Origin of the sequence: uncultured Modestobacter sp. (assembly GCF_947486615.1) — a bacterium.
GTDB lineage: Bacteria > Actinomycetota > Actinomycetes > Mycobacteriales > Geodermatophilaceae > Modestobacter.
Genome location: NZ_CANKUD010000004.1, coordinates 189,882 through 201,952 on the forward strand (window position 1 = coordinate 189,882; position 12,071 = coordinate 201,952).

General features: G+C 75.1%; 12 protein-coding genes and 1 pseudogene. 8 read left to right on the forward strand and 5 right to left on the reverse strand.

What is annotated here, in order from left to right:
• Positions 1–110: 110 nt before the first annotated feature.
• On the forward strand, positions 111–1,085 hold the full coding sequence (locus Q1A09_RS09580) for an App1 family protein (RefSeq protein ID WP_299954013.1): 975 nt from the start codon (positions 111–113) through the stop codon (positions 1,083–1,085).
• On the opposite strand, the gene Q1A09_RS09585 is transcribed toward Q1A09_RS09580, so the two are convergent.
• A complete protein-coding gene (locus tag Q1A09_RS09585) occupies positions 1,034–2,125 on the reverse strand; it encodes an MsnO8 family LLM class oxidoreductase (RefSeq protein ID WP_299954015.1) in 1,092 nt (363 codons plus the stop codon). The two genes, Q1A09_RS09580 and Q1A09_RS09585, sit on opposite strands and share 52 nt — an antisense overlap.
• Positions 2,098–3,225 (reverse strand): spore photoproduct lyase family protein, encoded by a 1,128-nt coding sequence (locus tag Q1A09_RS09590; protein ID WP_299954017.1) that lies wholly within the window; start codon positions 3,223–3,225, stop codon positions 2,098–2,100. The genes Q1A09_RS09585 and Q1A09_RS09590 overlap by 28 nt, the downstream gene beginning before the upstream one ends.
• Before the next feature lie 97 nt (positions 3,226–3,322).
• On the opposite strand from Q1A09_RS09590, the gene Q1A09_RS09595 reads away from it, so the two are divergent.
• Positions 3,323–3,742 carry a DUF350 domain-containing protein gene (locus Q1A09_RS09595; RefSeq protein ID WP_299954018.1) on the forward strand — a complete coding sequence of 140 codons (420 nt, stop codon included), beginning with the start codon at positions 3,323–3,325 and terminating at the stop codon, positions 3,740–3,742.
• A 41-nt stretch (positions 3,743–3,783) separates the two neighbouring features.
• Here Q1A09_RS09595 and Q1A09_RS09600 read toward each other — a convergent pair.
• Positions 3,784–4,782, reverse strand: a pseudogene (locus tag Q1A09_RS09600) (EamA family transporter); the annotation flags it as partial.
• Here Q1A09_RS09600 and Q1A09_RS09605 point away from each other — a divergent pair.
• A complete protein-coding gene (locus tag Q1A09_RS09605) occupies positions 4,705–5,610 on the forward strand; it encodes a LysR family transcriptional regulator (protein WP_299954020.1) in 906 nt (301 codons plus the stop codon). The pseudogene Q1A09_RS09600 and the gene Q1A09_RS09605 overlap by 78 nt on opposite strands.
• A 73-nt stretch (positions 5,611–5,683) precedes the next feature.
• Positions 5,684–6,691, forward strand: coding sequence for a diguanylate cyclase (locus Q1A09_RS09610; protein ID WP_299954022.1), 1,008 nt, complete (start codon positions 5,684–5,686; stop codon positions 6,689–6,691).
• Positions 6,692–6,704: 13 nt separating this feature from the next.
• Here the strand turns inward: Q1A09_RS09610 and glgA are convergent, their stop codons facing one another.
• Positions 6,705–7,877 carry a glycogen synthase gene (gene glgA / locus Q1A09_RS09615; protein WP_299954025.1) on the reverse strand — a complete coding sequence of 391 codons (1,173 nt, stop codon included), beginning with the start codon at positions 7,875–7,877 and terminating at the stop codon, positions 6,705–6,707.
• An 84-nt stretch (positions 7,878–7,961) separates the two neighbouring features.
• On the opposite strand from glgA, the gene glgC reads away from it, so the two are divergent.
• Positions 7,962–9,182, forward strand: coding sequence for a glucose-1-phosphate adenylyltransferase (glgC, locus tag Q1A09_RS09620; RefSeq protein WP_299954027.1), 1,221 nt, complete (start codon positions 7,962–7,964; stop codon positions 9,180–9,182).
• Positions 9,182–9,745: a 2'-5' RNA ligase family protein gene (locus tag Q1A09_RS09625; protein ID WP_299954029.1), complete on the forward strand. Its 564-nt coding sequence runs from the start codon at positions 9,182–9,184 to the stop codon at positions 9,743–9,745. The genes glgC and Q1A09_RS09625 overlap by 1 nt, the downstream gene beginning before the upstream one ends.
• A 28-nt stretch (positions 9,746–9,773) precedes the next feature.
• Here Q1A09_RS09625 and Q1A09_RS09630 read toward each other — a convergent pair whose 3' ends face one another.
• The gene (locus Q1A09_RS09630) at positions 9,774–10,451 is read right to left on the reverse strand and encodes an O-methyltransferase (protein WP_299954032.1); all 678 of its coding nucleotides are present in this window, start codon (positions 10,449–10,451) and stop codon (positions 9,774–9,776) included.
• 275 nt (positions 10,452–10,726) lie between these two features.
• On the opposite strand from Q1A09_RS09630, the gene sigE reads away from it, so the two are divergent.
• Together sigE and Q1A09_RS09640 are read left to right on the forward strand one after the other, a co-directional pair.
• Complete coding sequence (gene sigE / locus Q1A09_RS09635) at positions 10,727–11,311, forward strand: RNA polymerase sigma factor SigE (RefSeq protein ID WP_299954691.1); 585 nt, start codon at positions 10,727–10,729, stop codon at positions 11,309–11,311.
• On the forward strand, positions 11,308–11,904 hold the full coding sequence (locus tag Q1A09_RS09640) for an anti-sigma factor (protein WP_299954035.1): 597 nt from the start codon (positions 11,308–11,310) through the stop codon (positions 11,902–11,904). The genes sigE and Q1A09_RS09640 overlap by 4 nt, the downstream gene beginning before the upstream one ends.
• The last annotated feature ends 167 nt before the right edge of the window (positions 11,905–12,071 follow it).

Here is a 12,071-nt window from a genome sequence, read left to right on the forward strand (position 1 = left end):
AGGACGGGTGCACCGTGGCACAGCCGGTGCGCCGGCGACACCACCTGGACGCCGTGTCCCCGCGATCTGCCCGGATCGGTTCCGGCCACCGGGGGTGGCAGTCTGCGGTCGTGGTCTCCTTCCCCGCCCTGGCCCATCGCGCCGACGTCGCCGTCCGCGAGCTGCTGTCCCGCACTGCCCGGCGGGCGGGCTGGACACCGGCCGTGCTGGCGTACCCCGGGTACGGCAGCGGGGGGCGGGTGCGGGTCCTCGGCCGGGTGCTGCTGGCGCCGGCGAACACCCATCCGGAGGACCGCCGGGCGGTGCCCGGCTGGCAGCGGTTCCTCACCCTGGAGAGCGCGGGCACCGAGGTGGAGATCGAGCTCGCCGGGCAACGGACGCGGATCCGCAGTGACGACGGCGGGCTGGTCGACGTCACCGTCGACCTCACCGGCGGCCTGCCCGACTCCCCGACGCTCGAGGTGGTGCTGCGGGCCGGGGACCGGCAGTCCACCGCGACGGTCCACCTCGCCTCCCCGGACGCCGCCCGGGGCGTGGTCTGCGACATCGACGACACCGTGCTGGTCACCGGTCTGGCCACCCCGCTGCGCGCCGCCTGGCGCACCTTCGTCAAGCCGATGAGCCAGCGGCGGGCGGTGCCGGGGATGGCGGCGCTGCTGCACGAGCTGGTCAGCGGGGCGCCGCACGTGCCGGTCGTCTACCTGAGCAACGGACCGTGGAACCTGGCCGGGCCGCTGACCCGGTTCCTGGAACGCGCCGGCTTCCCGCCGGGCCCGCTGCTGCTCACCGACTGGGGCCCGACGCCGGACCGCTGGTTCCGGGACGGCCAGGCGCACAAGCGCACCGCGCTGCGGCGGGTGGCCGAGGACCTGCCCGGCGTGCGCTGGACGCTGGTCGGGGACACCGGTGAGCACGACCCGGCGCTGTACGAGGAGTTCGCGCTGGACCAGCCGGAGCGGGTGGCCGCCGTGCTGCTGCGCGACGTCGCGGGGGAGGGCGTGCGGGTCGCGCGGTTCGGTGCGGTGCCGGTCGTCTACGGCCGGGACGGCGAGGCGCTGACCGCGGGCCTGGGCTCGCTGGACTGAGCACGGTCCGCCCCGGTCGCCCGGCCGAAGAGCTCGGCCAGGGCGGCGTCGGAGGCGGCCAGCGCGGCCCGGTCGAAGGTGCTGCTGGAGGCGATCAGCTCCGCGGCGCCGGTGCGCTCCACGAGCTCGGCGAGCCGCCGGGCGACCTGGTCGGCGGTGCCCGCGATCGCCGAGGCCGCGGTCTGCTCCACGTACTGCCGCTGCCGCGACGTCCACTCGTGCGCCCGGACAGCCGCGACCGGCTCCAGCGGTGGGAAGGCGCCGGCGGTGCGGGCCTGCGCCATCGCCCACGCCTCGGGCAGCAACAGCTCCTGCGCCTCGGTCGTGGTGTCGGCCACCAGTACGTCGAGGCTGATCGAGACCCGCGGCTCCGGCTGCTGCGCCGAGGGCCGGAAGGCGCGCCGGTAGCCGTCGAGCGCGGCCAGCCCCGGCTCCGGGTCGCCGGCCACCCCGAGCAGCGGCCCGCCGACGACGACCGGCAGGCCGAGGTCGGCGGCCACCTCCAGCCCGCGCCCGGTGGCCAGCACCGTCATCGGCACCGGCGCGGCCGGGCGGGGGCGCGCGGTCACCTCCGCCGTCCCGTCCAGGTATGCGCGCAGCTCGGCGAGGTCGGCGGCGAAGTCGGTCTCGTGCTCGCGCAGCGCCCGGCGCACCGGTGGGGTGAAGCCGGGGGAGCGGCCCAGCCCGAGGTCGACCCGGCCCGGCGCCAGCGCCGAGAGCATGGCGAACTGCTCGGCCACGACCAGCGGCTGGTGGTGCGGGAGCATCACCCCGGCCGAGCCGATCCGCAGCGTCGTCGTCCGGCCGGCGATCGCGGCGAGCAGGACGGCGGGCGCGGCGCTCGCGACGCCGGGGACGCCGTGGTGCTCGGCGACGAAGAAGCGGTCGTGGCCCAGCCGCTCGGCGGCGACGGCCCGGTCGACGGTGCCGGTCACCCCGGTGCTGTCCGGCTCGCCGGCCCGGGTGCGGGAGCGGTCCAGCAGCGACAGTCCGACGCCGGTGAGGGCGGCCATCAGAACGCGTACCGGACGGGCAGCCATGGGGCGTGCTGGGCGATCAGCTCCTGCAGCCGGGTGACGCCGGCCCGCTTCACGTCGTTGCGGTAGCGGACGTTGAGCTGGCCGTTCTGGCTGACCTTGGGCTGCTGCAGCTCCGGGCGCCAGAGCAGCTCCTCGGCCCTGGGGTGCCAGCCCAGGTTCACCTCGTGCAGGCCCTCGTTGTGGGTCAGCATGATCACCTCGGTGGCGGCCTGGGCCTTGGTGGCGGCCGAGAGCCGGTCGTCCAGCTGCTGCAGCAGCGCCGTCCAGTCCGCCTCCCAGCCCTCGCGCAGGACCACGGGGGAGAAGTTCAGGTGCACCTCGTAGCCGGCCTCGACGAAGTCGTCGATCGCGGCGATCCGCTCGTCGATGCGGCTGGTGCGCACGTCCAGCAGCCGGGCGTCGGCGTCGGGCATGAGGGAGAAGCGCACCCGGGTGCGGCCGGCCGGGTCGAGGTCGAGCAGCTGCCGGTTGACGAACTTGGTGGCGAAGGAGGCCTTGGCGGTGGGCAGCTCGCGGAAGGTGGCGATCAGGTCGGCCACGTTGTCGCTGACGACCGCGTCGACCGAGCAGTCGCTGTTCTCGCCGAGGTCGTAGACCCAGGCGTCCCGGTCGCACTGGTTCGGCTCGGTCTTGGGGCCCTGGCGGGCCACGTGCCGGCGCAGGTGCGCGGTGATCTGCTCGATGTTGGTGAACACCGTGATCGGGTTGGCGTAGCCCTTGCGCCGCGGCACGTAGCAGTAGGCGCAGGACATCGCGCAGCCGTTGGCGGTCGAGGGGGCGATGAAGTCCGCGGAGCGGCCGTTGGGCCGGGTGCTCAGCGACTTCTTGACGCCGAGCACCAGCGTCTCGCTCTTCACCCGCACCCAGCGCTCGACGTTGCCGGCGTTGCCGTGCAGCTCGGGCAGCTGCCAGTGCGAGTCGACCTCGACCAGCTCGGCGCCGGGGAACCGGGCGAGCACCTGACGGCCCCGCGGGGACGCTGCGGCCGCCGGCTCGGCGTAGACGGTGCGGACCTGCAGCAGCCGGTTGTCGACCGGCGTCTCCTCGGCCCGGACGTCGTCGTCCGGGCCGATGTCGAACAGCGTCAGCGCGTCGGTCACGGCAGCTGCAGCGCCGGGCCCGGGAGCGCCATTCCGCGGCCCGGTGTGGCGGACCCCCTAGGCTCCATCGCGCCCCGCCCCTGACCTGGAGGTCCCCGTGCTGGCCAGCATCGGTTACGCCGTCGCCTACACCGCCGTCGGCATCGCGCTGCTGTTCGTCGGCGCGCTCGCCCTCGACCTGCTCACCCCTGGCCGGCTGGCCAAGCACATCTACGAGGAGCGGTCGGTCAACGCCGGCATCGCGCTGGCCGCCGGCTTCCTCGGTCAGGGTGCGATCGCGTTCACCACCATCTGGACCAACGCGACCAGCGGGTTCGGCCGGGCGCTGGCCTACACCGTGGTGTTCGGCCTGCTCGGCGTGCTGCTCCAGGCGCTGGCGTTCCTGCTGCTCGACGTGCTCACCCCCGGCCGGCTGGGCCACCACCTCACCGACGTGGCCTTCCACCCGGCCAGCCTGGTCTCCGCCGGCTCGACCCTGGCGGTCTCGGCGATCATCGTCGCCTCCATCTGGCCCTGATCTCGCCGAGCCGGAGTGCGCCCGGTCGTCGTGGCCAGCAGCACCCCGGCGACGACGACGGCGCCGCAGCCGATCTCCACCGCGGAGGTGGCGTCGTCGAGCAGCAGCCACGAGGCCCCGATGCCGACCACCGGCACCAGCATGGAGAACGGGGCCACCGTGCTGGAGGGGTGCCGGGCCATCAGCGCCGTCCAGATCCCGGAGCCGATCAGCGTCGCCACCACGACGGTGTAGAGCAGCCCGGCCAGCGCCAGCAGCCCCTGCTGGCTGCCCAGCGTGGTGAACGAGCGGGCGATCGCGGCCGGGCCCTCGGCGAGCAGTGACACGGCCAGCATCGGCAGCGGCGGCACCACGCTCATCCAGAGGGTGAGCTTCAGCGGCTCGGTGGCCCGGGCCTGCCGGGTGCAGAGGTTGCCCAGCGCCCAGCCCAGCCCGCCGCAGAGGGTCAGCAGGACCGGCAGCAGCAGCGCCGCACCCCCGACCTCGGCCCGGTAGAGCGCGATCCCGCCCAGCCCGGCCACCGCGATGCCCACACCGGTGAGCTGCCGGGCGGTGAGCCGCTCGTGCAGCAGCAGGCCGGCCAGCAGCACGGTGAACGGTGCCGAGGACTGCAGCACCAGCGAGGCCAGGCCGGTCGGCATGCCGGTGTCCATCGCCAGGTAGAGGAAGAAGAACTGCAGGACGCCGAAGCCGGTGCCGTAGCCGATCAGCCAGCGCAGCGGGACGGCCGGCCGGGGCACGAACAGCAGGGTCGGGACGGCGATCAGCCCGAACCGCAGGGCGACCAGTGCGAACGGCGGGAACTGCTCCAGCGACAGGTGGATCGCGGTGAAGTTCAGCCCCCACAGGACGGCGACGAGGCAGGCGAGCAGGCGGTCACGGAGCGGCACGTCGACGATCCTCCCGGCCGCCGTCGTCAAACTCCAGCGAACAGATCTTGACCCACCGTTCAGACTCGCTGCATGGACCTGCGCACCTTGGAGACGCTCCGCGCCGTCCGCAGCCGGGGTGGGGTGACCGCTGCGGCGGCGGTGCTGCACCTGACCCCGTCGGCGGTCTCCCAGCAGCTGGCCGCGCTCACCACGGAGATGGGCGTGCCGCTCACCGAGCGGGTCGGGCGGGGGCTGCGGCTCACGCCGGCCGGGGAGGCGCTGGCCGACGCCGCCGTCGACGTCGCCGTGGCGGTGGAGCGGGCCCGGGTGGCCTGCCAGGAGTTCCACGACCGTCCGGTCGGCACCGTGCGGGTCTCGGCGTTCCAGAGCGCGGCGCAGCTGCTCTTCCCGCCGCTGCTGGGTGCCCTTGCGACGGCGGAGGGCATCACCCTCGAGCTCGCGGACGAGGACGTCGCCCTGGCCGACTTCCCGGCGCTCACCGACCGCTTCGACGTGGTGGTCGCCCACCGGCCCGACGGCGCCGCCGACTGGCCTGCCGGCGTACGCGTCGTGCCGCTGTTCCGCGAGCCGCTGGACGTCGCGGTGGGAGCGGCGCACCGGCTCGCCGGCCGGACGGCGGTCACCCCGGAGGAGCTCGCGGGCGAGGAGTGGATCACCGTGCGCGAGGGCTTCCCCGTCGCCCCGGTGCTGGCCGCGGTGGCGGCCCGGTCCGGTGCCGCCCCGCACATCGCCCACCGGATCAACGACTTCACGGTGGCCTCGGCGATGGTGGCGGCCGGGCACGGCATCTCCCTGCTCCCACGGCACACCACCTCCCGCCGGCCGGGGGTGCGGATGCTGCCGCTGACCGGGGTGCCCGCCGGGCGCCGGGTCGAGGCGCTGCTGCGCCCGGACCGGGCCGAACGGCGAGTGGTGGCGCGGGTGGTCGACGCCCTGACGGCGCTGGCCGCCGAGATCGACCGGGCCGCCGGCTGACCGGGTCACCCGGAGGGGGCTGTCGCTGCTGGGAGAGACTCCGGTGTCCCCGTCCCCGGACCGATGAGGCTGCATGTGGTGGAGGCGCAGCGCACCGGAGGTGGCCACCGCCCGGGTGATCGGGCCGGTCATCGGTGCGCTGTACGTCGCCGGTGGACTGGCCGTGCTGGCCCTGGTGGCGCTGTCGACCGGGGACCGCGACGGACGAGCCACCGTGCTCGCCGTGATCGGCGTGCTCGCCGCGGCCGCGGGGGCCGCGGTCGTCCGGTGGGGCCACCGGTTGCCCCGGCCGCTCTTCCACGTGCTGGTGCTGCTGGGCACCGCGCTGATCAGCACGGTGGTCGCGCTGGCGCCGGACACGGTGAGCGCGCTGGCGCTCGCCGGCATCTACTCCTTCGTGGCGGTCGCCGCGTTCTTCCTCTTCGCGCCCCCGCTCGCGGCGGCGTACCTGCTGACCGCCATCACCGCGGGCACGGCCGTGCTCTCCGTGCGCGGCGTGCCGGCCGGCCCCGTCGTCGTCCTCGCCGTGGCCACCTGCACCATCGCGCTGGTGGTCGCCAGCCTGGTGCGGCGGGCCTCGACCGCGAGCCTCGACGGGCTGACCGGGCTGGCGAACCGGCGGGGCTTCGACGACGCGTTGGAGGAGGCGCTGCGCGTGGCGACCCGGTCGGGTGCCCACCTGTCGGCGGCGCTGGTCGACGTCGACCACTTCAAGGCGATCAACGACCAGTACGGGCACGCCGCCGGCGACGAGCTGCTGCGGACCGTGGCCGGCGAGTGGCTGCCGCGGGTGCCGCGGGGCGCAGTGCTCGCCCGGCACGGCGGAGACGAGTTCGCGCTGCTGCTGCCCGACCACGACGGCCCCGCCGCCCTGGCGGTCGTGGAGGAGCTGCGGGTCGCCAGCGCGCGGGTGGCCCTGTCGGTCGGGGTCGCCGAGCACCGACCCGGGGAACTCGCCTCCCAGCTGATGCGCCGAGCCGACACCGCCCTGTACCGGGCCAAGGCCGCCGGCCGCGGCCGGTCCGCGCTCTACGACCAGCCCGGCACCGGTCAGAGCGGCGCGGGCGGGCGCTCGCGCTGACCGGCCCGGCGGGTCAGCTGCGTGCGGCGAGGACCGCCTCGTAGACCTCGACGGTCTGCTGCGCGATCGCCGGCCAGCCGAACTCGGCGAGCACCCGCTCCCGGCCGGCGGCGCCCATGGCCGCGGCGCGGGCCGGGTCGGCGAGCAGCTCGGCCATCCGGGTGGCCAGCCCGGCGGCGAAGGCGGCCGGGTGGTCGGCGTCGTAGGGCACCAGCAGCCCGGTGCGCCCGTCGTCGACCACCTCCGGGATTCCGCCCACGGCGCTGGCCACCACCGCCGTCCCGCAGGCCGCGGCCTCCAGGTTCACGATGCCGAGCGGCTCGTAGACCGAGGGGACGACGAACACCGTGGCGCCGGTGATCAGCGGGACCAGCTGCTCGCGCGGCAGCATCTGCTCGATCCAGACCACGCCGGTGCGGCGGGACTGCAGCTCGGCCACGGCGTCGGCCACCTGCTGGCGCTCGGCCGGGGTGTCGGCGGCGCCGGCGCAGAGCACCAGCCCGGCCTCGGGGGGCAGCTGCTCGGCCGCGGCCAGCAGGTGCACCAGCCCCTTCTGCCGGGTGATCCGGCCGACGAACAGGGCGTAGGGCCGATCGGGGTCGACGCCCAGGCCACGGACGACGTCGGGTGCCTCGACCGGGCGGTAGGCCTGTGCGTCCACGCCGTTGCCGACCACGAACACCTTCCCGGGGTCGAGGTCGGGGTAGACGTCGAGCACGTCGGCGCGCATGCCGCGGCTGACGGCGATCACCGCGTCGGCGGCGTCGTAGGCGGTGCGCTCGACCCAGGAGGACAGCCGGTAGCCCCCACCCAGCTGGTCTGCCTTCCACGGCCGGCGCGGCTCCAGCGAGTGCGCGGTCACCACGTGGGCGGACCCGTGCACCAGCTGGGCGAGCAGGCCGGCGGAGTTGGCGTACCAGGTGTGCGAGTGCACCAGGTCGGCGTCGGCCAGGGCCGCGGCGATCTCCACGTCGACCCCCACCGCCTGGAGCGCGCCGTTGGCCGACTGCAGCCCGCTGGGCACGCCGTGCCCGGTCGCGTCGGGGCGCGGACCGCCGAAGCAGTGCACGTCCAGCTCCGGGCCGTGTTCCAGCCCACGCAGGGCCGCGACGAGGTGCTCGACGTGCACCCCGGCCCCTCCGTAGACGTCCGGCGGCCATTCCCTCGTCACCACTCCCACGCGCACGCGCTTCACCCTAGGTGGTGGTGCGCTGCCGCGTCCTGCGCGCAAGATCGCGCGAACCGGGGGCTCAGCAGTTACGTTGCGTCCATGCGTGGCGGTCCGAAGGTCCTGGGAATCGTGCTGGCCGGTGGCGAGGGCAAGCGCCTCGCCCCCCTGACGCAGGACCGGGCCAAGCCCGCGGTGCCCTTCGGGGGCAACTACCGGCTCATCGACTTCGTGCTGTCGAACCTGGTGAACGCCGACATCCGGCGGATCGCCGTGCTGACGCAGTACAAGAGCCACTCCCTGGACCGGCACATCACCACGGTCTGGCGCATGTCGACCCTGCTGGGCAGCTACATCACCCCGGTGCCGGCGCAGCAGCGGCTGGGCCCGCGCTGGTACACCGGCAGCGCCGACGCGATCTACCAGAGCCTCAACCTGATCTACGACGACCGGCCCGAGATCGTCGTCGTCTTCGGCGCCGACCACGTGTACCGGATGGACCCGGCGCAGATGATCGAGCAGCACCTGGCCACCGGTGCCGGCGTCACCGTCGCCGGGCTGCGCGTGCCGCGGCAGGAGGCCACCGCCTTCGGCGTCATCGACGCCGACGAGAACGGCAAGGTCCGCCAGTTCCTGGAGAAGCCGGCCGACCCGCCCGGCATGCCCGGCAGCCCCGACGAGACGTTCGCCAGCATGGGCAACTACGTCTTCACCACCGACGCGCTGCTCGAGGCGCTGCGGGTCGACGCCGCCGACGAGAACTCGGTGCACGACATGGGCGGCTCGATCATGCCGATGATGGCCGAGGCCGGCGACGCCTACGTCTACGACTTCAGCAGCAACGTCGTCCCCGGGGAGACCGAGCGCGACCACGGCTACTGGCGCGACGTCGGGACGCTGGACGCCTACTACGACTCGCACATGGACCTGGTGTCGGTCTCGCCGGTGTTCAACCTCTACAACGACCGCTGGCCGATCTACACCCTCCCGCCGATGCTGCCGCCGGCGAAGTTCGTGCTCGGTGGCCGGGCCGAGGAGTCGATGGTCAGCGCCGGCGTGATCATCGACGGCGGCTCGGTGCACGGCTCGGTGGTCTCGCCGGGCGTGCGGCTCGAGCGCGGTTCACGGGTCGAGGGCAGCGTGCTGATGGACGGCGTGCACATCGGCGAGGGCGCGATCGTGCGCCGGGCGATCCTGGACAAGAACGTCGTCGTCCCGCCCGGTGCGCACATCGGGGTGGACCTCGACCGCGACCGTGAGCGCTACCACGTCAGCGCAGGCGGGGTGACCATCCTGGGCAAGGGCGCCCGCGCCATCGGCTGATGTCCGACGGCACCGGCGCGGCCCCGCTGATCGTCACGCTGCTGCTCGACCGGGCGGCGCAGGAGCGGTTCGACCGGTTGCGGGCCGAGCACTTCCCGGCCAGGCCCCTTTCAGGGGCCCACCGCGAGCCTGCGAGTGGTGGGGGGAAAGGAGTGTTTCGTCTGCAGGCGCACGTCACGCTGTTCCACGCGCTGCCGGGGGAGCAGTTGGAGCCAGTGCGGCGAGAGCTGGCGGCTGCGGCGGACCGGCCGGCGTTCGACGTCACCGTGACCGGGGTGCGGTTCCTCGGTCGCGGGGTGGCGCTGGACCTGGGGTCGAGCCAGCTGACCGCGCTGCGCACCCGGCTGGCCGGTGCCTTCGACCCGTGGCTGACCCGGCAGGACCGGCAGTGGTCCCGCCCGCACGTGACCGTGCAGAACAAGGTCGCCCCGGACGTCGCCCGGGCGCTGCACGCCCAGCTGTCCGCCGGCTTCGTGCCGGAGACGGTCACCGCCCGCGGGCTCGGCCTCTGGCACTACCGTGGCGGCCCCTGGGAGCCGGCGGACCGGCTGCTCTTCCGCTGAGGCAGCGCTGGCGGGCGGGAGAGGTCTCTCAGGTGCGCTTGGTGGCGACCAGGAGGCCGGTGCCGATGGGCAGGACCGCGCAGGTGAGCGTCTCGTCCTCGCGCAGGGTGCGGGCGATCTCCCGCCAGGCGACGGTCTGCGGGTCGCGGGCCGCGCGGTCGGCGATCCGGGCCTCGGTGAGGAGGCCGTGGCAGACCAGCGACCCGCCGCGACGGATCAGCCCGAGCAGGCCGTCGAGGTCGCTGGAGTACTCCAGCGGCGGGCCGGCGCAGCTGACCAGGTCGTAGCCGCCGGGGGAGAGCCGCGGCAGCACCTCACCCGGGGTGCCGAAGATCAGCCGGGTGCGGCCGTTGGGGATGCCGGCCTCGGTGAACGCCCGCCGGGCGGCGCGCAGCTCGGCCGGGTCGGCGTCCAGCGAGGTGAGCACCCCGTCGGTGCGCATGCCCTGCAGCAGCCACAGCCCGGCCACGCCGCCGCCGCTGCCGATGGAGACGACCGAGCGGGCGTCGCTGGAGGCGGCGAGGACGGCGAGGGTGGCGCCGACCGCGGGCTCGACGGGCGCAGGGGTGCCGAAGGCACTGGCCGACGTCAGGGCCCGCTGTCGCGCCGCGGCCTGGGCCGGGCTCTCGGTGGCGAAGCTGTCGGCGTAGTCCGCGGCACTGGTCGGGGACCCTCCTGAAGGGGGCGGTCCGGCAGCGCTGGTCACTGGGCGAGGGTAGTGGCGGCACCGGCGTCCGCGCCCGGGAGGGTGGCGCCGCCGTCGTCCACCGGGTGCGTTCCTGGCAACTGGCTGTGGGTCCGGTGCGGACGGGAACACCGCTCTGCCACCTGCCCGTTGGACCGGACGTGCGTCTCTCGCGTACCACCACCAGCCAGCCTGCCGTCGAGCGGTCCACCCCCGGTGGGGAGGTGTCCGCGCCCGTGGTCTGCGATCCTGGGCCGGTGACCGGACCCGCCACGACCGAACCCGCGGGGCAGGGGCTGCCCGAGCCCGCTGCCGCGGCGGCCGAGCCGTGGGTCGCCCCGACGTGGGAGCAGGTCGTCCGCGACCACTCGGCACGGGTGTACCGGCTGGCCTACCGGCTGTCGGGCAACCAGCAGGACGCCGAGGACCTCACCCAGGAGACCTTCGTCCGGGTGTTCCGCTCGCTGGCGGACTTCTCCCCGGGCACCTTCGAGGGCTGGCTGCACCGGATCACCACGAACCTGTTCCTGGACATGGTCCGGCGCCGGCAGCGGATCCGCTTCGACGCGCTGCCCGAGGACACCGAGCGGCTGCCCGGCTCCGCACCCTCGCCGGAGCAGGTCTACGCCGACACCCACCTCGACCCGCAGGTGCAGGCCGCACTCGACGCGCTGAGCCCGGAGTTCCGGGTCGCCGTGGTGCTCTGCGACATCGAGGGCCTCACCTACGAGGAGATCTCGGCGACCCTGGGCATCAAGCTGGGCACGGTGCGCAGCCGCATCCACCGCGGCCGGGTGCAGCTGCGCGAGGCCCTGGCACACATGGCGCCGAACCGCACTGCCGCCGGCCGCGCCGCGCTGGCCGCCGGGGAGGTGTCGTGAGCATCTCGGAGAGCCACCTCGCCCAGGAGGCGATCGCCGCCCTCGTCGACGGGGAGCTGTCCGGCGGGGCGGCCGGTCGCGCCGCCCGGCACCTGGGCGGGTGTGCCCAGTGCCGGATGGCGGTCGCCGCGCAGCGGGAGGCCAAGGACGCGCTGCAGCGGGGCGTCGACCTCGACGTCCCCTGTGACCTGCTGTCCCGGCTGAAGGCGATCCCGTTCACCGCGGACGTGCCCGGCAGCGGAGGGCTGGGCACGGTCAGCGCGGGCGCCGACGGTCTCACCACCAGCGGACTGGGCGGGTCGTGGGCGATCCCGCTGTCGCCGGCCGAGCCGCCGGCCCGCGTCGACGGCAGCCCGCGCTGGCTGCGCCGCGGGGTCACCGGTGCGCTGGCCGGGCTGGGGCTCGGCGTCGCCGTGCTCGCCGTCGGCCTGCCGGCCGGGGAGGTGCCCGCCGACGAGGTGGCGCGGCCCGGGCAGGTCGCCGGGCCGGTCAGCCGCACGGTCCCGACCGAGCGCACCGACATCGTGCCGCCGGTGGTGCGCGCGATGACCGTGGGCGCCACCACCACGCTGCCCCCGGACGGGACGCCCTGAGCGAGACGCCCGGCTCCGAGCCGACCGGTTCCCGGCGGGTCGACGAGCGCGCCGACGGCCACCCCGGGGACCCCGAGGGCGACCAGGCCGCCGTCTTCGGGCGGCCGGCCGGCACCACGGGTGCCTTCGCGCCGGCCGACGGTCGGCTGCAGCCCGACCGCGGGCCG

Bases quoted from the DNA above. Each gene is read 5' to 3' on its own strand.
- Q1A09_RS09605 (WP_299954020.1), top strand. From the start codon at position 4,705: ATGGACCTGCGCACCTTGGAGACGCTCCGCGCCGTCCGCAGCCGGGGT.
- glgC (WP_299954027.1), top strand. From the start codon at position 7,962: ATGCGTGGCGGTCCGAAGGTCCTGGGAATCGTGCTGGCCGGTGGCGAG.
- Q1A09_RS09610 (WP_299954022.1), top strand. From the start codon at position 5,684: ATGTGGTGGAGGCGCAGCGCACCGGAGGTGGCCACCGCCCGGGTGATC.
- Q1A09_RS09625 (WP_299954029.1), top strand. From the start codon at position 9,182: ATGTCCGACGGCACCGGCGCGGCCCCGCTGATCGTCACGCTGCTGCTC.
- Q1A09_RS09585 (WP_299954015.1), bottom strand. From the start codon at position 2,125: ATGGCTGCCCGTCCGGTACGCGTTCTGATGGCCGCCCTCACCGGCGTC.